Origin of the sequence: Bacillus sp. 165 (assembly GCF_017742235.1) — a bacterium.
Classification (GTDB): domain Bacteria; phylum Bacillota; class Bacilli; order Bacillales; family Bacillaceae_G; genus JAGHKQ01.
Window position 1 is genome coordinate 382432 of record NZ_JAGHKQ010000003.1, and the last position, 21348, is coordinate 403779.

Annotated in this window: 15 protein-coding genes; 3 read left to right on the forward strand and 12 right to left on the reverse strand. The window is 39.5% G+C overall.

Going from position 1 to position 21348, the window contains the following annotated elements; translation table 11 throughout:
- Positions 1–17: 17 nt before the first annotated feature.
- Positions 18–1532: a DHA2 family efflux MFS transporter permease subunit gene (locus J7Q84_RS06890; RefSeq protein WP_209093780.1), complete on the reverse strand. Its 1515-nt coding sequence runs from the start codon at positions 1530–1532 to the stop codon at positions 18–20.
- Between the two features lie 172 nt (positions 1533–1704).
- Between J7Q84_RS06890 and J7Q84_RS06895 the strand changes: the two genes are divergently transcribed.
- Positions 1705–2604 carry a TetR/AcrR family transcriptional regulator gene (locus J7Q84_RS06895; protein WP_209093781.1) on the forward strand — a complete coding sequence of 300 codons (900 nt, stop codon included), beginning with the start codon at positions 1705–1707 and terminating at the stop codon, positions 2602–2604.
- Between the two features lie 95 nt (positions 2605–2699).
- On the opposite strand, the gene J7Q84_RS06900 is transcribed toward J7Q84_RS06895, so the two are convergent.
- On the reverse strand, positions 2700–3686 hold the full coding sequence (locus J7Q84_RS06900; RefSeq protein WP_209093782.1) for a phosphotransferase enzyme family protein: 987 nt from the start codon (positions 3684–3686) through the stop codon (positions 2700–2702).
- A 172-nt stretch (positions 3687–3858) separates the two neighbouring features.
- Entirely contained in the window at positions 3859–4806 is a 948-nt protein-coding gene (locus tag J7Q84_RS06905; RefSeq protein WP_209093783.1) for an L-lactate dehydrogenase, read from the reverse strand.
- Positions 4807–6063: 1257 nt separating this feature from the next.
- On the opposite strand from J7Q84_RS06905, the gene J7Q84_RS06910 reads away from it, so the two are divergent.
- Both J7Q84_RS06910 and J7Q84_RS18560 read left to right on the forward strand, forming a co-directional pair.
- Positions 6064–7248: a DUF2515 domain-containing protein gene (locus tag J7Q84_RS06910; RefSeq protein WP_209093784.1), complete on the forward strand. Its 1185-nt coding sequence runs from the start codon at positions 6064–6066 to the stop codon at positions 7246–7248.
- Complete coding sequence (locus J7Q84_RS18560; RefSeq protein ID WP_280635570.1) at positions 7160–7621, forward strand: CBO0543 family protein; 462 nt, start codon at positions 7160–7162, stop codon at positions 7619–7621. The genes J7Q84_RS06910 and J7Q84_RS18560 overlap by 89 nt, the downstream gene beginning before the upstream one ends.
- Before the next feature lie 97 nt (positions 7622–7718).
- On the opposite strand, the gene J7Q84_RS06915 is transcribed toward J7Q84_RS18560, so the two are convergent.
- The 9 genes from J7Q84_RS06915 to J7Q84_RS06955 all read right to left on the reverse strand — a co-directional run bounded on the left by J7Q84_RS06915 (position 7719) and on the right by J7Q84_RS06955 (position 20955).
- Positions 7719–8405: a YetF domain-containing protein gene (locus J7Q84_RS06915; RefSeq protein WP_209093785.1), complete on the reverse strand. Its 687-nt coding sequence runs from the start codon at positions 8403–8405 to the stop codon at positions 7719–7721.
- A 989-nt stretch (positions 8406–9394) separates the two neighbouring features.
- A complete protein-coding gene (locus tag J7Q84_RS06920) occupies positions 9395–9859 on the reverse strand; it encodes a (2Fe-2S)-binding protein (RefSeq protein WP_209093786.1) in 465 nt (154 codons plus the stop codon).
- Positions 9856–10695: an FAD binding domain-containing protein gene (locus J7Q84_RS06925; protein WP_209093787.1), complete on the reverse strand. Its 840-nt coding sequence runs from the start codon at positions 10693–10695 to the stop codon at positions 9856–9858. Before J7Q84_RS06925 ends, J7Q84_RS06920 begins: the two co-directional genes overlap by 4 nt.
- Positions 10692–13034 carry a xanthine dehydrogenase family protein molybdopterin-binding subunit gene (locus J7Q84_RS06930; protein ID WP_209093788.1) on the reverse strand — a complete coding sequence of 781 codons (2343 nt, stop codon included), beginning with the start codon at positions 13032–13034 and terminating at the stop codon, positions 10692–10694. Before J7Q84_RS06930 ends, J7Q84_RS06925 begins: the two co-directional genes overlap by 4 nt.
- 329 nt (positions 13035–13363) lie before the next feature.
- Positions 13364–14476, reverse strand: coding sequence for a GntR family transcriptional regulator (locus J7Q84_RS06935; RefSeq protein WP_209093789.1), 1113 nt, complete (start codon positions 14474–14476; stop codon positions 13364–13366).
- 59 nt (positions 14477–14535) lie between these two features.
- The gene (locus J7Q84_RS06940; protein WP_209093790.1) at positions 14536–17649 is read right to left on the reverse strand and encodes an alpha-mannosidase; all 3114 of its coding nucleotides are present in this window, start codon (positions 17647–17649) and stop codon (positions 14536–14538) included.
- An 86-nt stretch (positions 17650–17735) separates the two neighbouring features.
- A complete protein-coding gene (locus J7Q84_RS06945) occupies positions 17736–18560 on the reverse strand; it encodes a carbohydrate ABC transporter permease (protein WP_209093791.1) in 825 nt (274 codons plus the stop codon).
- 13 nt (positions 18561–18573) lie between these two features.
- Positions 18574–19425: a carbohydrate ABC transporter permease gene (locus tag J7Q84_RS06950; RefSeq protein ID WP_209093917.1), complete on the reverse strand. Its 852-nt coding sequence runs from the start codon at positions 19423–19425 to the stop codon at positions 18574–18576.
- Between the two features lie 144 nt (positions 19426–19569).
- On the reverse strand, positions 19570–20955 hold the full coding sequence (locus J7Q84_RS06955) for an ABC transporter substrate-binding protein (RefSeq protein WP_209093792.1): 1386 nt from the start codon (positions 20953–20955) through the stop codon (positions 19570–19572).
- Positions 20956–21348: the final 393 nt, after the last annotated feature.

The following is a 21348-nucleotide window of genomic DNA, read 5'->3' on the forward strand; positions in this document are numbered from 1 at the left end:
AACAATCAACATTCAATTTAATTCGCAACCGCTCTATCAGATGGTTTTTCTTCTATTATATCTTCCGCTGGCTTTGCTCGTTTAATAAAGAATGATAGGACGAGGGCAACACCGGCAATAAACACCGTTACATAAAATGCAAAGTTGATTCCTTCTAACAGTGCCTTCATCGCAATTTGCTCCTTGATTTGAGCCAGCATTTCAGGTGTTGGCGTACCCGTTACCTTTTTCATAGCCTCTGCTGCTAAGTCTTTACCAACAGATTCTGTACGGTTGGACATGATTGTAACCAGCAACGCAGTACCGATTGCACCGGATACTTGTTGTAACGTATTGTTCATCGCCGTACCGTGAGGATAGTAGCGCGCAGGTAATTGATTTAAACCGTTTGTAGAAACAGGCATCATTACCATCGACATCCCAAACATACGCAAAGAGTATAAAATAATTAAATGAGTATAAGTTGTATCGAGAGCTAATTTACTGAAAAAATAACTTGTTATCATTGTAAGGGCTAATCCAATAATGGCAAGTATTCTTCCGCCAATTTTATCAAATAATTTCCCTGTGATTGGTGACATAATGGCCATTAATATTGCCCCTGGAAGCAACATTAAGCCTGCATCCAGCGGTGAAATTCCACGAATGGTTTGCACGTAAATTGGTAATAGCATCATACCAGAAAACATCGCCATCGTAATGACCATGGAGATGACCGATGATAAAGCAAACATCGGGTAGCGATAGATTTTAAAATTCAACATTGGTTTATCAAGTTTTAATTGACGTACAATAAACGAGACTAATGAAACAGCTCCAACGATAAGAGTAATATATACTTGCGGGCTGTCCCAGCCTTTGCTTCCAGCCATACTAAATCCATACAGCAATCCGCCGAACCCTGCACTAGATAACAGAACCGAAATAACATCCAGACGCATAACCATTTTCTCTTTTTTATCTTTTAGTAAGAAAAATCCAATTACTAGTACTGTAAGAGCAATTGGCGTTACGACATGGAACAGCATTCTCCAGTCATAATGTTCCACTAACCAGCCTGATAAAGTTGGGCCGATTGCAGGTGCTCCCATCATCACTAAACCGAACACACCCATAGCTGTCCCGCGCTTTTCCACAGGAAAGCTTGTAAGCATAACATTCATTAATACGGGCATTAATATTGCTGAACCGGAGGCCTGAATCATTCGCCCAGCCAGCAAAATAGGAAATACATGCGCAAATCCGGCAGCAATCGTACCGATATTGAATAAAATCATGGCTCCTAAAAATAGATGTCTGACCGAATATTTTTGGATTAAATATGCTGTGATAGGAATTAAAATTCCGTTAACTAACATATATCCGGTCGATAGCCACTGTACAGTCGAAGGATCAACCTCTAAGTCCTTCATAATTGACGGCAGCGCGATATTTAATAAAGTATTGTTCAAAAATGCAATAAACGCCCCGATCATCAAAACAGCAAGAATTCCGTACGGCGGACGATTAGGTTTGTTTATGGAATGCTCCATGATTTCTCCCCCTGTATACTATAAGTTCACTTTTTATACTAACGTTCTATATCATATACCACCAGTTCAAATATTACAATTAGAAAGTTGTCCATTTTATTTGCCAAGTTTGTACAAATCATAAAAATAATGTACTATGATTTGTATACAGGACTTAATAAAGGTGATTATTATGAACGACAGGAAACTGCATGTCATCAAAACGGCGCATCAATTATTTATTGAAAAAGGCTTTCAAGCTACATCTATTCAAGATATATTGGACCAAAGTGGAATTTCTAAAGGAACGTTTTATAATTATTTTTCATCTAAAAATGAGCTGTTAATCGCTCTTTTAAAAATGCTGTATACAAAGCTTGAGCAAGACCGCAATGTATTGCTCCTTGATCAAGATCCTTCTAATATCGAAATCTTCATCAAACAAATGGAAATGCAAATGAAAATGAATAAAACAAATAAAATCATCTCTCTTTTAGAAGAATCTACTGTTTTGAATGACCCTGATTTGAAACAATATATAAGATATGGCAGCTTCAAGATGCTTCGCTGGTTATACAATCGGTTCATAGATATTTTCGGTGAAGATAAGAAGCCGTTTTTATTAGATTGTGCTATTATGTTTTTAGGAATTTTACAACATAATCTCAATTATTACAGTATGGTACACGAATCCAATACTAGCATTCATACAGTTGTTCGATATAGTGTAGAACGTGTAGTGAGAATGGTGGCTGAAGTAGCAGAGACTCGCGAGCAATTAATCCCGCCTGAGCTTTTAGATACTTGGTTGCCAGACTGCCAAAAAGTCAATCAAACTTTTGAACAAAAGCTCCGGCACACTATATTTACGTTAAAGGAAGCTTCAGACTATAGTGAAGAACCTTTAAAGTATATCGAATTGTTGGACTTTGTTCAGCATGAATTATTGCATTCGAAAAGTCCTCGGAAATTTCTGGTCGAAAGTGCCCTTTTATCCTTAAAAACAGGGAAAGTCTTGCTTGAAAAAAAAGAGCTTGAGACACTTGATCTAATGGTGGCAGCTTATTTTACTCCCAAAAAGGAAACGGAATAATATTTCTTAGGTCTGTACTCCAAAATGGTACACAAAAACGCTTGGATTTGAATCCAAGCGTTTTTTCATATATTCATACCCTTTTGTATTAGACTTTATAGGGATGTTTCAATCTTTATACCCAGTTCCCTTTCATCTTCTTTGAGGTGGTCAACGAAAGAACGGAAGAAATGTTCATTAATCATGCCAGTTCCCCATACATCTTCATTAGACAAGTAAATGCCAGCAAGCCATATTCTTCTCGCAGCTACGAACCAAGGAATCGATTGAATTTGAGTTTCTGTAATAGGTCTAAGAGTACGATAACCGTTCAAGAATGCTATCCAGTTTTCAGTTTCTGTATCTTTATAGTTGGTTTTAAGATTCCATAGATACACCGCCAAGTCATACGCCCGATAGCCTGGTCCGCAGCAGTCGAAATCAAAAACCGTCAATGTGCTGCCGCTCCAATGAGCGTTCCAATCATGACAGTCACCGTGACAAAGCCCAAAGTCCATCTCTTCAATAAGGACACGTTCACGAATTGTCCGAGCCCAAGACTGCACGTATGCGATATCGCCACCGTACTCGATCATTGACAGAGTGACAACTCTGAGAGGCTCGTCTATCAAATGCCTAAAGTCTAGGTGGAATCGGTCTTGTGAATCGTTGAAGCCATCGGTTACATTATGTATTTGGGCTACCGTCTTTCCGTATTCGTAACTGACATTCGCATCAAGACGAGGTCTTGCCCCTTCTGCATATGTAAACAGAGTTACGCAGCGTATACCTTCTGGAGCATTGATTTCGCTGCTCATTTGACCGCTGATGTTTTTAATTGGTACTGAAACAGATACACCATGTTTAGAGAGAAAATCCAGCACACCAAGTTCGTACTCCACCTCAGCTCGACTTCGCCACGGTGTGCGGTACACACGAAGAATATATTTACTGTCCTCAGTAACAACAACATACGTATCATTTAACCCTCTATGCAGAATTTTACATTGAATGACCCATCCAACATCGAAATTTTCATTTACGAAATCACGCAGAGCATCGCTGGACAACATGCTATACATAACTGGAAAAACGGTGCTCATAGAACTCCCCCATCTGTATGTGCCTTAGTGAACTTAACTGCTTCGAGTTTTAGAATAACCCTTCACAAATTTTATATGTAGTTTAACATAAAATTACAATTTACGTTCGAATAGAATGCTTTCACAATACAAAAGCTCGAATCTGATACAGGATTCGAGCTTTTGTCATTCACTATGAAAGAACGGGAGCCATGGTCTCTTTTAACACTTTTACCGAGTGTGCAAATTGCTCTTTTTCTTTTTCATTCAGGTCAAGCTCAATGACTTTCTGGATGCCTTTGCGGTTAAGAATAGCGGGTACGCCAATATACACATCGTGATGTCCATATTCTCCGTCGAGATAGACAGATACAGGCAAAATGCTGTTTTCATTATTTAAAATTGCCTTGGTAATACGAACCAGTGACATTCCAATTCCATAATAGGTTGAGCCTTTTCGTTGGATGATATGGTATGCTGCATCACGTACATTCATGAATATCTCTTCCAAATCACTTTCCTTAAGTTCCGGGTTACCCTTAATATAACTATATAAATGTTCAACGCCAATATGCGCATGGCTCCATACTGGCAGCTCTGTGTCTCCATGCTCTCCTATAATAGCCATATGTACATTGCGCGGGTCTACTTTTACATAATCTCCTATCATATATCTAAGTCTTGCGGAATCCAATGTAGTTCCCGAACCGATAACTCGTTCCTTCGGAAGTCCAGACTCCTTCCAAGTAACATACGTTAAAATATCCACTGGGTTTGTTGCGATTAAGAATATACCATTAAACCCGCTGTCCATGACAGCTTTTACAATTTGTTTGAAAATTTTTGTATTTTTCTCTACCAAGTCCAGTCTTGTCTCACCCGGCTTTTGTGGAAGTCCCGCCGTAATGACAATGAGATCTGCTTTACCGCAGTCACTATACGTTCCGCTCCATATTTTTGTAGGAGTAGGCGCAAATGGAATGCCATGATTCAAGTCCATAGCTTCGCCCGTCGCTTTTTCATGATTCACATCGATCAGCACTAACTCTTCAGCCACCCCTTGATTAACCATGGAATACGCGAAGCTGCAACCTACTGCACCAGTACCGATTAAAACAACACGATTAATTTTTCTATCCATTTTTATCGTCTCCTTATGGAATATAATTGGGTATACAAGCAAATAGAAAATGATAACAAATGCTGTCAAAACTATAAATGCGGGCCAACACCCCATATGCATTATTGGTGCAGGCATCCCGTATCAAAAACAACTCCTGCTACTAGAGTACTCAAAGCTTGTGCTATGTATCCTTTCAATTTCAATACAGCTAAGACTATGCTAAAAAACAGAATAGGAAAAGCTGCCCTCACTGCCCAAACTTAAATGTAACTTTGCCGAGTATACAGGTGTTCCAAATTCTTTATTCCTGCAAACTCCTCCCCTAGTTAGTACAAGGATATGTTTTAATTGATACCTATAGGTTTTATCAAAGATAAAACCATTATACAACCTTAATTGTGATATTATTCACAATATAATTGACTTATTTGTAAATCATTGTACAAAACGAAAAATACTATCTATTTGCCTGCAGGATAACTGCTGCATGTAAAATATATATATAAAATTTGTACACACTAAAAATAGCTGGAACGCGGCCAGCTATTTTTTAAATAAGTTATATTCGTATCTACTGTTGCTTCTGATTAGGTTCAATTCGTCATACATAAAGCAATATAAGGAAAAAGTAATTCAGTAGTAATTGCGGAAACTGTCAACAATGCTTCATAATCTTCAAGAAACGAATATCCCCACATCCCTCTATTTCGTTCGTATCATTACGTAAATATTATCTTATCCTAAATATATTATGAATTTGCCTAAATCTTCATGAAATATTTTGCAGTCAAAGTCCTGATTAGGTTTAATTCACATATTTCACCATTTAGTTTACTTTGAGAGCGCAACCTTATATTTTTAAACGTTGAAAACTATTTCGTTAAAAATGATCTTATAGCTTCATGAGATGGATTAATTGAAAAAATAATTGTTTTTCATTTTTCGAACCACAAATTATTCGCCAAGAGGTAATGAACATCACGATACTATTCTCTCTTAGTATGCTCATGTTAAAAATCCTACGCTTTACAAAAGGTGCCTCTTCTCTTTCTTTATAAACATACACAGCTATTGCCGGATCAAGATTACATGGAGAAAACAGCAGTCTATTCCCATAAAAACGATTATCATTTATTTCTAGCCTTCGTAATAGTATAGTGGTAGCCACTCTGTTCAGTAGGTTAAAAGATTGTTTTCTCGTATATTGAACACTTGATCCTCTGATGGTTAAACCCCCTTAAAAGAAGAACATTCTTGTTAGCAGGAGGGAGAAGGATGCGCCCCAGCAATCATAATAGAAAATGGAGCGGATTTTCCAAGTCTATTCCCTTTCCTCTTTTACATGTAAAAGAGGAGTTAAAGAAAAAAAGTAAACATACACATCCTTCCTTTAAAACGTGGGTGTTACCAGAAGAAGAGACAAGGCTGGTTCATGAAATAAAAGAACGAACAGCACTCCACAACAAAAATAATGTAACAAGAACGCATGCTTATTTTCAGTTTTACCTCCGCTACTCTGAAATACGCTGGGCGCTGCTTGGCCATATGGTTTCACGTAATGGCGGATGGAATATGACAGATTTAAAAGGAGACCTGTATACACGACTATTATCAGAACAAGATCAGCTAATTTTCTTTTCTTTTTTGGAACGTGGAAACTGGTTGATTTTTCAAGATGTGTACCCGCAATTTTTGTTGTATGAACAAAGTGTAAAAAGAGCAAAAAACCTGTTTCATCTTTTACCTTTTTTCAATGTATCCACATTTATGGAAACGATGTGGAATCATTTTTGGCGCACAGGTAACTACGATACATTGGCTATTGCGACTATTATAAATGAGCAAAGCTATTTAGAAAAAAGAGTGATTCAAAACAACCAAGTTAATAAGAACATATTAAATAGTCTTGGATTCAAGCTGTATGATTTTTTTCGCTTTAACCATATTCTTTTTCCATTTTATAAGGATGAGAAAAATATCTCGTTAGTCGGTGATACGATGAAGCATTTCACTTCTCTTCATGAGCGGATTTTACTGGGCAAGCGTCTATACTCACTCCTGTTTCGCTGTGAGAACATTTTATCAGGAGTAATAAATTGGGCTCGTGATCATCCACATACTGGTTCACGAAAAGATTACTGGCCGCATTTGTTTTCTGATGTAAACGAAGCATTTTCCCGTGCATTTTACAAACGTCGGACAAAACAAGGGCAATTAAGAAAAGGTGCGAATCGTTTATATAGTCCTCAATTAAATTATGTCTGGAGAGATATTCACCATGAAGAGGCCGAAAATGGAGACTGGTTTGAAGACTGGCGCATCATGAACTACTTAATGAATGAAGAAGAACATACAGATGGGGAGATTTATGATGAATACTGCACAGCGATTGAAAAAATCGAACTTGCTATTTTGGCAAAAAACAATATCCTCCTTCGAGAAGAAACAGAAGACGAATAACTGCGGGGCGTATGCAGCCACCATTATTTTCTCATGTTTTATCGGCACATATTTAGACTTACTCTTTGTTGGCAACGAAATGTATGCTTTTCCAGCAAGACCCTTCTCAAATGTATTTACAATCAATATCGCTTTTACATTATGCATATTGCCGCTCTTTACTGCGCTTTTTCTTGTAATCATCAAAAGGCTGTCCGCACTAGCAAAAGTCGTACTTACCGTTTTCATTGGACTTGGAATGAGCGTTTCCGAACAATTTGCGGAGAATACAGGATGGTTTACACATAGTGAAGCATGGCATCATTCTTATTCCTTTTTCGGATATATGCTTTTCATGTTCCTTATATGGAAAGTGTATCAATGGTTTCTCTAAGAACAGCTACGGAAATCAGAAAAATTATTATAACTAAAAAACGCTATTCTTTTTGTAAAAATATACAGAAAGGATGGCGTTTTTTCCTGCGGTGAATTCACTCTAGATTATCTGCTTTGTAATCCAGATACAAAGTGCCGTCTGTTTGTACCTCTGCATAAAACACATCTGAAACATCCTTCACCCCAACTTTTTTTACTTGTTCATGCAGCCATCTAACTTCGAGGTTCAAATCTGAGAGAGCATCTTCATTAATTTTCCCTTCTGATATGACCCCTGTAGAAGTAGGAAACAGCAATACTTTTTCGCTTATATAGCCTAATCCTGGTTTTTTATCTTGCTTTTTCATAATCGTAATACTTCCATCGATTTCCATAATAGCATATTCAACATCTGCTAGGGAAAAGACATTTTGTTGTCTGAGCATACCCTGAAGCGTATCAGAATCCAGGTGAACCTTCTTTAGTGTCTTTTCCATAATTTTCCCTTTCCTTATTATAACAGTTGGTGTACCAACAATGATTCGCCGCACTGTTTTGGATTTCAAGCTCAAATACCCCATTACTATTGTTAAAACTGCCCAGCCCAATAGAGCATATAAACCCTCACCGATTTCTAAATCTTTTTCTGTAGATACAGATGCTGCAATATTGCCAATCGTTATAGCTGTGATAAATGTAAACACATTTAGCTGACTGATAGCATTTTTGCCCATGATTCTAGTCAAAACTAATAAAACAAAAAAGGAAGAGACAATTCGCAGGGAAGTCTCAAAATACCCCATATATATCACCTTTCCTATTTTGAAACACTTTAACGGATTAAATTATTCCTTCAGATTTAACAAACCATTTACCAAATTATGTTATGAAAAATAGCAAAAAATATGCGTACTAAGGAAAAATACATATACGCTTTGATCAGTAACTCCACCAGTAGGTAATGCAGTAAAATCCATTTCGCCACTATGATACAAAACGATTCTAGTACCTTACTTATTCATTATGCTTGTCTTAATTAGAATAAAATTGATCTATATTATAATTCGGGCTTATGTACTTAGTTATTTAACCATTCCTAAAACAAATAGTTACATATCCTAGTATTAAATTTGTTAGCACGAAGGAGTGATCAGTATGTACCCAGGTTTTGGTGGCTGGAACAGTTCTGGTGGTTGGGGCGGTCCTGGTGGCTGGAACAGTTCTGGCGGTTGGGGCGGTCCTGGTGGTTTTGGGGGTCCTGGTGGCTGGAACAGCTCTGGCGGTTTTGGGGGTCTCGGCGGCTGGAACAGTTCTGGCGGTTGGGGCGGTCCCGGTAGCTGGAACAGTCCCGGTGGTTGGGGCGGTCCCGGTGGCTGGAACAGTTCTGGCGGTTGGGGCGGTCCCGGTGGCTGGAACAGTCCCGGTGGTTGGGGCGGTCCCGGTGGCTGGAACGGTTCTGGCGGTTTTGGGGGGCTCGGTGGCTGGGGCGGCCTTGGTGGCTGGGGTGGTCGTCCTGGAATTTTAGGAAGTTTAGGATTGCTTAGTAATATGCTTGGAGGTAAAGGTGGTGGATTTGGTGGATTGGGGCTTCTCGGCAGTTTGCTTGGAGGAGGAAAAATGTGGTATTAGCAATACATTACTAGCTTAGGGTGTTTTGCAGCATCCTAAGTTTCTATTTTAATTAAATGGTATTTATTAGATTATTTCCCTTCCTCCTAGACATCCTCATTATATCTTTTATGAATTCTATATTTAGTATCCTCTAACACATTTCAAAAGAAAGTTATGGGTATTATTCCTTTTGATTTTGATGTCGTAGTACCCATTTCACTGCTTCTCTAATTTCTTGGTAGCTTGTGCAGCGGCAAATATTGGAGCTAAGCCATTCTTCAATCACTTCATCGTTTGCGTCTGGATAAGCATTTACCAACGCATGACAGTTTACAATAAAGCCTGGCGTGCAATATCCGCACTGAAATGCCCATTTTTCTATAAATGCTTGTTGTACAAAAGAACCCTGTAACCCTTCAATCGTTGTTATCTTTTTATTTACAGCCTCTACAGCAAGCATAATACAGGACTTAATAGGCCATTTGTCTACTAAAACTGTACATGCACCACAATCCCCATTTTCACATCCCCGCTTCGCTCCTGTTAAATCGAATTGATCCCTGAGTGTATCCAACAGAGTATCTGCCATTCTTACTATCGCTTCCCGATTCTCTTCATTGATATTTAGGATAAGTTTTGTAATCATACACTTCCTCCTTCAAAGCTCGTTACCATATCTAATAACATATTTTTTAGTACAAATAATCGATAGTCTTTTGAACCGCGCAGATCATCTAAAACAGAAGCAGGAATCTGAAGTATGGTACGTTCTATTCTTTCTTCCATTCTAAGAGAATGATTATTTATTTCCGCCTCCATGTAAAGAGAGCGAAACGGAAAGGCGCATAGACCGCTAAATGCCATGCGAATGTTATTCCCTTTTTTTAAAGCACTCATTGTAACCAGCGGATAATCTATTTTTTCAAGCTTTCTCTTTTTAACAGTATAATAAGGAAGCGTTACGTACTCTATGTCAGTTATCATTTGTACAAGAAACTCTCCCTTGTTCAGCCGTAATTTTTCGATAAACATCTGGTGGATAGGCACATAGCGTACTCCCTCCATTCCTGCAACGACCAAAGTACTATTCGTCAATAAAAACGGAAGCACCGCTTCTCGATATGGGACTTCGCCGACAATATTACCACCTAATGTTATTTTGTTCCGGGCAGTATGATCAGCTATTTTCGCTGCAGTTTTCCCAAGGAGCGGAAAGACACTCGCTTCAGCAACCTGTGTCAAAGTAAGTGCCGTGCCAAGAACAAGATGATTTTTATGTTGCCCAAGTACGTTGCACTCAGGAATTTCTTTTATATCAATGACAGCCTTTGTAAAAGCCTGTTTGTTTCTGCCAAGTGTAATAATTTCTGTCCCGCCTCCGTAATAGAGAGGCTGTTTCTTTTCACGATACAGTTTATAAAACAACTGCACCGCTTCTCTTATGGAATGAGGCTGATAATATTCAAAATCGAATGGAATCATACTAAACGATTCTCCTCTTTTTGTGATACCTCCCAAATCAGCTCTGGAGTTAGGGGCAGCTGCTGTAAAGACACATTCGCAGCAGTCGATAAGCTGTTTGCCAGCGCAGCCGGCATGCCGAGGATACCATGTTCACCAAGGGCTCGCGAACCAAATGGTGAACCGTCATGAGGATTTTCCACAAATTCTACCTCAAATTTGGGCTGCTGGCCATAATGCGTCACTTTATACGTGCGAAACTGATTATTTAATACTCTTCCTTTTTGGTCATAGCTGAATGCTTCTCTCGTTGCAAAACTAAGCCCCATACTCATCGCACCTGTTATTTGCGTTTCTGCTCCTTTGGGATTAAGTACCTTTCCCGCATCTACAACGCTGACAGCACGCAGCAATATATATGTATAATCCCGTGTATCCAATTCCACTTCAACTGCTTGCGCTGCAATTCCCCATTCTGGTCCTGATTGTCCCTGTCCGGTCTCCATATCTGGCTCGGTGATTCCTTCAAATACATATACGCCTCTTCCGACAACCTGTGGGCTAATCACGTTTCCCTTTGCATCGATGTATCCTAACGCTATTTTAAAAATATCTACAGCAATACGAGGAGAGTCTTTTACAAATACTTTTTTATTAGCAACATCCAGTTCCTCTGCTGAATATCCCAATAAAACAGAAGCACATTCTTTTAGTTGTCTAATAGCATCTTCTGCCGCGGCAAGAACTGCATTTCCTACCAGATAGGTAGTTCGGCTGGCGGCTGTTTTCCAATGTTTTGGAGCAACATGTGTATCAACTTCCATTTTGATATGAACATCTTGCATACCCATTTTCATTTTTTCCGCGACCATCTGAGCGAGTACGGTTTTTGTTCCCTGCCCAATTTCCACCGCACCGCAATTTATATTCACACTTCCATTTTCATTAAATGTTACTATTGCCCCCGCCCCTGCATTTTGAGGAGCCGTAGAATTTTTCCATGCAAAGGAAATTCCTTTAGCACGTACCTTTCTGTCAGAAATTTGAACGTAAGCACCATTCTCCCAACCAATTAGTTTCTTTAATCTCCTTAAGCATTCTGCAGGATCTCCTACATTGCTTCTCGTCAGCAGAACGTTCGTAGGTGTCGTATCTCCAGGTTTAATGGCATTTTTCAATCGGAATTCAAGCGGACACATCCCTAATTTTTTTGCCATAATGTCTACCGTTCTCTCTACAACAAAGGTATATTCAGAATGTCCAAATCCACGAAATGCTGTTGCATACGGATGATTAGTATACATACACAGCGAGTCACACCATACATTATCTATCGAATAGGGTCCTGTACAATCCAAACCGGCTGCTTTGCTGACAACAACTGCCCGATCCGCATAAGCTCCGCCGTCAAATAAAAACAAAAGCTCCGCTGCCTTTACCTTACCCTCCTTCGTACAACCTAATTTGACTTTGGCTTGTAAACCAATATGAACCGGGGAAGTAATAAAATCTGCTTCTCTGCTGTTGCGAAGCTTGATCTTTCTTCCTCCCACAGCTTTGGAGGCAAGATAGGCCAAAATTTCAAGCTGTACCATAGTTTTCCCGCCATATGCTCCACCAACTAGAGGGATGTGCACCTGTATGTTCCCATCATCTATACCAAATATTTGACTTAACTGCTTTTTGATTTCAAAAGGGGCTTGCGAAGAAGAGGAAATAATCACATCTCCATTAGACTTGATTTCTACTATTGCACATCTAGTTTCCATTGCTGCATGATCCGATTGCGGAAAAGAAAAAAACTCTTCCACTATCACATCACTCTCCGCGAACCCTTGTTGAATATTCCCTTTACGCACCTTCGTCCGAGTAGCAATATTGGTATTTGGTTCTGGACGTGCTTCTGCTATCACTTTATATTCTCCTAAACGTTCATGCACAAGGGGCGCATCTGTTCGATATGCCTCTATAGGAGAGTTAACTACCGGCAGTTCTTTATATGTGACATGTATGGAAAGCACTGCTTTTCTTGCTGCAGCTTCGCTGTCTGCAATAACCATAGCAATTGGCTCACCAAAATACCGAACCTTCTCAAAAGCGAGCGGCGGTCTATCCACGACACTTCCGCCAACAAGATAAGGAAAATCCTTACCGGTGACAATATTTCGTACTCCCAGCACCCCCCAAGCCTTTTTCGTATCAATTTCCTCTATATATGCGTGAGCATACTTGCTGGTTACCAGCTTTACATGCAGCATGCCCACTTCGTTTTTATCATCCATATACTTGGCTCTTCCATTGACCTTATCCAGTGCTTCTTTTCTAATAACACTTTTTCCGATAATATGATACTCGTCCATACGCCCCTCCTTTCACAGCTATTCTATACTATTAATGTTGTATTCTCTTTAGTACAAAGGCCATGCTCTCTTGCTGTGAAAACTTAATAGTATAGAAGACGTTAGTATAAACATACATTCTCTCTAACAGGTCAATATAAGCTTTCACTAAAGACAAATGTAAGGTTCAAAACATTAAAATCTGTCTATAAAAATTTTATGATTAATAATGAGGCTAATTCTGAAGACTAAAAAAAGACTAGCAATAGCTAGCCTCTTTTTTTAGCAGGTTGAAATCACCCGTATATTCCGCTTAAAGTTGTTGTAGCTTTTTAATTAAGTTACCAGCTTTATTTTTCGATTTTAAATAAAAAAGGGATACGGCAAGTAGAATGACCTTCTACTAGCCTTGCGGGATAGTATTCTTTTTTACTAGAACATTCTCCATTGACCATATCTAATAGCCTTGTAACGGCCCTCTCTCCAATTTTATCTTCTTCCTGCTTTAGGTGTGTGAAGGTCCAGTCAGTTACACTATTTTTCAGCTCGTCGAAGCAAAGAATCGAAACATCTTCTGGTACACGCATACCTGCTTGTTCTACCGCTCGTTTTGCCAGCACAGCAATCTTATATTCGAGGGCAAATAAAGCAGTAATATCAGGGTATTTTTGAAGGTGGTTTTTGATTATCTCAATGTCTTGCTCAGGTGTTGCTTCTGGAAATGGAAGTGTACTTTTTATTTCTTTACACCATAATTGACGGTTCACCATCACGTTTCGTTCAGCATATGCTTGAACAATTCCATCAAACCGATCTTCAATTGTTGTTGTTTCCACCCTTGTTGGAGAAAGAATACCAATTTGTTGATGATCTAACTCGAACAAATAATCCATTCCCATTTTGGCAGCATGTACATTATCGGTAGAAATCGATGCCGCAGCAACGCCTTTAAACGCGCGATCAATCAAAACAAGCGGGAATTGATCGACGACCATTTTTAAAATTTCCGAGCTATAATGCTCAGCCTGTGCCGGGTAAATAATGAGACCGTCTACTCCGTAATCAAGCAATTCTTTAATAACCTTCTCTTCTTTTTCCGGAAAGCCGAATGACTGCTTTAAAATAATCAAGCATTGATCATCTGAGGAAGTTTCTATGCTAGATATAAGCTTAGAACTATAGCTATCATCAAAATCTGTGACGATAAGGCCAAATAAAGGCTTTTGTTTTTTATCCTGACGGGACACTCCTCTTTTTTCAGAAACAAATGTCCCTCTCCCTCTCTGGCGATACACAATTCCATCTTCTACTAGCTTTTCTAACGCTTTTTTACTCGTAATTCTACTGATTCGATAAGCATCAGATAACTCTTTTTCAGATGGAATACGATCACCAGCATTATATTTCCCCTCTGCAATGTCCTTCTTTAACGAGTGATATACTTGTTCGTACAAAGCTTTCATAATAGCCACCTCAACGTCTAGTATCATCAAAGGCGTTCTTTCACCTGATGACATGTATTCTACTTATGCAATTGAACAATAAATGTCTTAATTTCATATGGCTTGATATTAAATGCAAATGATTCAGTTTCTCTTTTTTCTTCTATATTTCTTTCTAATAAATCACATTCCTGCCATGATAGGATGTTCAAATCACTGCTTATCTCTACATTCCCTCTTGCACCAGCAAATTCATGAAGACGTACTATCACTTGATTGCTGTCTTCTCCTTTTTTTACTGCATCAATCATGACGTGATCTGTATTGATTCTAAACAAAGACGTGCTTTGGGATTGGCCTTTTGTATATGTTAACGGATTATTTAATGACCATGCTTCCTGCACTGTACCTCCGTCATACCAACTTCCTTTATGAGGCAATAGAGAATATGTGAACAAGTGCTCGCCCTGATCCGCTTCCACGTCTGGATATGTGGCAGATTTTAAGAGAGTGAGCCTCATGACGTTATCTTTAATATCGTGACCATATTTGCAATCATTCAACAAGCTCACACCGTACCCTGTTTCGGATATATCCACCCACTGATGACCAACCGACTCAAAACGGGCATAATCCCAGCTCGTATTCCAATGCGTTGGACGCTTCACATTGCCATACTGAATATCATACGTAGCTTCTGTTGCCCTTATATCTACAGGAAATGCTGCTTTTAACAGCTGATTTTTTTCATGCCAATCGATTTTTGTTTCAAAATCAATGCGCGGATTGGCAGAATATACTGTCATTCGCTGGGTAATCAATGAGTTACCATACTCCCATACGAATTCAATCATGCAGCGGATCGGTCCGTTTTCAATCACTCTAGTGCCTCTTAAGCTTGTAATCTCTTTCATTTTTTCTTGATAATAAATGTCAATGTCCCAGGCATCATATTGCATTGGTTTATCTTCAAATACCTGCAAGACATTTCCGCGGGCATCCGGCGCTAAAATATTCCGTTGATGCTGCCTGTCAAAAATTTTGGTTAACTGTCCGTTTTCGTTCCAACAAATTTCATAATAAGGAGTGAAAACTTTATTGTCAGAAACAGCAAAGAAGGATTTGCTCTCTCGGGCTCCTTTTTCATATATAATCGAGCTTTTTCCAAGAGATGGAACTTCTTCTACTTTAACGAGCCATTTCCCATCTGCCGTTTGTTGTGATTGTAGTGTCTTTCCTGTATCGTCTTTCCACACAACATCTTGTTCTACATCTGCCTGTATTGTAACTATATCATTTCGATTCCATGAAGAGGAGTTGAAAATGGTAAAGGCTCGTTGATGATTGTCTTCTACCAGCGCTTGAGATCCACTATTCCAGGCGGTTTGTGCTAACTCGTGCGCCTGTGCATACTCCAGTTTACTATCCTCATATACTTCTCGAATTGAAGAACCTGGAATAATATCATGAAATTGATTACGCAGCACAATCTTCCAGCTTTCCTCTAATTCTTTGCCAGGGTAAGAGGACCAATCTTTGTGAAGTACGCTGTTTAACGTATGCAGCCATTCTGTTTCACGAAGCAGCAATTCCATTTTCCGATTCATTCGTTTATTATAGGCTTGGCTTGTATACGTACCGCGATGATATTCTAGATACAGTTCTCCATCCCATGTATGAACGTATTGATCGGTTTGCTTTACGTTCTCATGAAGACGATTAAAAAACTCGTCCGCCCGTCCTGTTTTTACAGACGGTAATCCCGGCATTTTATCCAAACGTCTTCGCATTTCCAGCATTTCACGATTGACTCCGCCGCCGCCGTCCCCATATCCATAAGAAAGCAATAATTCCTGATTCACAGCCTTATCACGATAAGCCTCCCAAATCCCTTTTACCGTACGCGGAGTAATGCGGCCATTGTATGTGTAGAACCAGTATTCATCTTCTGGCGTCGTAATAAAGTGTGTTAAAATTTCGGTCCCGTCAATTCCTCTCCACTGAAATGTATCATGAGGCATTTTATTGAATTGACTCCAGCTGATTTTAGTTGTCATAAAGGTTTTAATACCTGATTTCACTAAAATTTGCGGCAGCGCCCAGCTATATCCGAATACATCCGGAAGCCATAAATACTCGCATTCTTTCCCATAATGCTGGCGAAAGAATTTTGTACCTAGTAATAATTGACGGACTAGAGATTCACCGGACGTTAAGTTGCAATCTGCTTCGAGCCACATTCCTCCTTCTGTTTCCCAGCGCCCTTCCTCAATCCTTTTCTCTATTTGCTGATAGATATCCGGATAATCATTTTTAATATAATCATATAATTGTGGCTGAGATTGCAAAAAGACATAATCAGGATATTGCTCCATTAAACGAAGGACTGTGGAAAATGACCGGGCTGCTTTTTCCCTCGTATGCTTCAAGCGCCACAGCCACGCCACATCGATATGTGTATGACCGATCGCAGTGACAGTAACAGGATAATTTTTCGGGATTTTTTCAATTTCTTCATGTAAAAAGGATTGAGCTTCATAAACCGTTTCGTAAAAGCTGCCAGAACCAGGGACAGACCAATCAATCAATACAAACGCTTTATTCAGCGCCGATAATAATGTTTGTCTTTCAGGCTGCGTTTCTTGCAAATACTTAACAGTATCCAAGGCAGCTTTCGCCGTATAATATAAATCATCCGTCTTTTCATCGAGACATGCGATATACGCTGTCTTTAACTGATGCTCTTGAATCGTTGGTGCTCCTCCGCCTTCCAGGCCTGACCAGAGACGAAAACACAGCTCGATGGTACTGCCAGCTACCTTTTGGTCAAAAAACACTTCCTGATGATTCATATCCACACCTTGATAAGGCTGACCATTCACATACAATAAGGACTCAAATCCAGAATTATGCCCCCCGCCTGTTTTTCCGAAATCAAATACACCGACAATTTTCTCGTTGCCCCAATGACTCGGAATGGAAACGGTTGTCTTGAGCCATATGTATTTATCCCGCCCTTCCCATCTGTCTCGGATGTTTAATGTTTCCCACGCACCCTCTTCTGGAGGTCTCTGTCCCACCGCTCCTTCTTCATCTAACTGCGCTCGAAAGGACAAGACAGGCTGGACGTTTTGATAACGATAAGAATCTAATTCTTGAATCCGTTTTTCTAATTTTTCAATTGTCCAAAACATTTCAAACACCCCTCAATATTTATCAAATTAGGCTTCCATAATTCATATAGGTCTCCCTTGAGCCCACGCTATGTAGACTGCCAATGTTATCCTTTTGACGCTCCTCCAAGGCTGAAGCCTTGTGACATGAACCGCTGTGACAGCATGTAAAGAATCACTGCAGGCAGTGTATAAATCATTGAAAAAGCCGCCAACCTTCCATATTCAATGAGGCCGTAGTTGCCAAAGAACTGAAAAATGGTTACAGAGGCAGGAAACTTTTCTGGTGTTTGAATTAAAATGTACGGAACAAAAAAGTTCCCCCAGCTTCCTGAAAACGTAAAAATAGCTACTGTACAAATCCCAGGGATCATTAATGGCGCAACAATTTTTCGCAGCCCTCCCCAAACGGACGCACCGTCCATCCATGCAGATTCTTCTAATTCCAAAGGCACCGCATCCATAAAATTTTTCATCATCCAAATAGCATACGGCAAACCAGATGCCGTTAAAAACAAGACCGTTCCTATAAGCGAGTCCTGCAAATTCATAAAAATAAAAAGCTGATAAACGGGTACCATCACAGCTGTAATGGGCAAAGAAGTCATAAACAACACCGTATACATAAACGGCTTTTTAAATTTTAAGTTATAACGTGAGAGCGGATAGGCTGCCAGTCCAGCAACGATTATAACGAGCACAGCCTGTCCAAATGATAGAAACAGCCCGATCCCAAACGATCGAAGAATAGCGGGATCTTTTAAAATAGAGGTAAAATTCTCCATTGTCAAAGAACTAGGGGATTTTATCGACTGCTGAGCGTGTGGATCAACCGAGGCAACCAATACCCATAAGAGCGGCAGTAAAAATAAGACTCCTATTATGGTTAAAATGACATATGGGATAATTTTTTCTAGCTTGTAACGATTCATCTTTACTCCTCCCTTACACTTTCACCTTCATGGATCGAATATAAATTAGACTTGCGACAATTCCAATTAACAACAAAATGAGTGAAATAGCGGTACCATAACCAAGCTGATAATTTACAAAAGCTTGATTATACATGAAAATTGGAAGAGTTTGAGTAGAGGTTCCTGGCCCTCCTCCTGTCATCGCATAAATTAAGGTAAAAACACCTAATGTTTGCAATGTGACAAGAATCATATTCGTAACGACCGAGCCTTTAATCATCGGAAGTACGATTTTGCTTAAAACCTGAAGGCGGGAAGCTCCGTCCATCACGGCTGCTTCTTCCACACTTTTTGGTACGTCATCTAATGCAGCTTGGAATACAAGCATGGAAAAGGCTGTTCCGTGCCATATATTTGCTATAACTACGCTCACCATAGGGAAGGTGTATAGCCATGTTACAGGCTTTAAGCCTATATGTTGTAAAATTATGTTTAATGTACCATTATCACCCAAAAAAGCTACCCAGCAGAATGCCACAACAATTTCCGGTGTAACCCAGCCGGCAATAACAATAATTCCAATAATCCTGCGAAAGGTTTTGTTTTTCTCCTTCATCAGTACAGCCAAAATAAACCCGAGCACCTGCTGACCGATAACTGCTGATAAAAGCAGAAAAACTATCGTATTCAATACACTGATACGAAAATCCGGGTCTTGGAACATAGAAAGGAAATTTTGGAATCCGATAAACTGAGTACTCTTCGCTTCTGCCCCTGTCAGAGTGAGATTTGTAAAGGCAAAATAAAATGTTAATAAAATAGGCCCCACAACAAAGACAAGCAATAAAATCCAGGCGGGCAATAAGAAAAGAACTGACTGCATCCCTATGTAATCTTTTTTCGCTTTTCTCTTTATTTTAACTGCTGGTGACACAACTGAATTTGTGTTCACTATACACACCTCATTCCTGTTCCCATAAATAATTGCTTCCTTTCTAACCTAGGTTAGAAAGGAAGCTGTGCTCACTTACTTTTCAATTACATTCTCTTTCCCTACAATGCTTGTTACATTTTTTTGATATTGTTCAGCTGCCTGTTCAGCAGTCAATTTACCTGTTACCACATCTTCCACAAGAGCTTGGATTTCAGTTGATACAGTTGGATACTTGTCAACAGCTGGACGGAACTGTGCCGTTTTTAGCATTGCTGTCGCTTCCTTAAACATAGGAATTTCCTGATATTGAGGATCGTTTGCAACATCATCGCGAGTCGTTAAGCTACGGTCTTTCATTTGAAGCTTAAGATTGTTTTCTTTGCTGGATGCAAATTTAATAAATTCCCATGCTAGCTCTTTATTATCGGAATTCTTCGGAATAGAAAGTGCCCATCCTCCAGACATTGTGACCGTTCCAGGAGCATCTCCCGTTTCTGTCGGCATTGGTGCAAATCCTATAGTATCAAATGCCTCAGCCCATGGAGCCGGACCGTCTGTGCGCCAGTTTCCTGTTTGCCAAATGCCATCAAGGCCGATTGCCAATTTTCCTTTTGGCATTAATTGCTGATATGCCAGTGTACTTCCTTGTCCATTTAGCACCTGAGAAAGATTAGGTCCGAGCTTTTGCTCATACACCGCATCAATAAACTGGAATGTATGAAGAAGTCCGTCGCTTTTTACAATCCATTTTTTCGCTTCGTTATCATATAAAGGGGTCTTTGTACCATAAAGAAGCATTTCAAATGTTTGCATTGACGTTGCTTCTCCTGTTGCTTTTCCAGAATTCATCCAAAGCGGGATCACATCTGAAGGTAATTTTTCTTTAATGGTTTTTGCAGCTAGCAAAATATCATCCCACGTTTTTGGCTCCCATGGCACAGGAAGACCAGCTTGTTTAAACAGCGCCTTATTGTACCAGAGTCCGCGTGAGTCAGTATTATATGGTACCCCATATACCTTGCCGTCCTGGGCAATCACACCGTTCTTCACGTTTTCTGTAAATTGGCTCCACTCGTCCCATTCCTTTACCTCATCATCTAATGGCTCTAAATATCCAGCGCTTGCATCGGAATTCACCATGAACGTATCTTCCGTTACAATATCAGGTGCCGTATTTTTCGATTTAAGCATGAGTGCGATTTTTGCAAAATAATCCCCTTCCGATACATTGAGAGGAGCAAGCTTAATTTTGGCATTTGGGTGATCCTTTTTAAACTCAGGAATAACCTCCTGCTCAAGCCACTCTGTTAACCCTTTATTAGCTCCTCCGCCAGAACGAAAGGAAATACTAATTTCATCCTTATTGCCGTTTCCATCCACCTTTTTGCTCGCTGATTCATTAGAACAAGCAGCACTCATCAGTACAGCACCTGCAATAAGTGAAGCCGCAGCTATCTTTTTATATTTCTTTACTCCCATGAAACCCTCTCCCCTTCTCTCATTTAATAGTATCTCCCATCATAAAACCCAAAAAGTAATCGCTTTCAAATCAACTAAAAAAATAAATGATACTGCCCCCCCATTCGCTATCTGTTTTACGGTTCACATCTGAATTAGACTCTCTATCACCTCTTCTTTTACAAATATATACAAAGTTGATATATACATAGTTTAATTGGTATATATAACCTATGTCAATATGATATATTAGAAATTTCTGAAAATTAAATAAATATTACATTCTAATATAAGAGACAAGTTAGAACCTACTTTCTCACCTTTACCAATCGCTGCATTGCTTTGCTAGAATGGTAATTATCGCAAAAGCTTTTATATACTTATCTTTTTGGTATACTCAATACATTTAATATG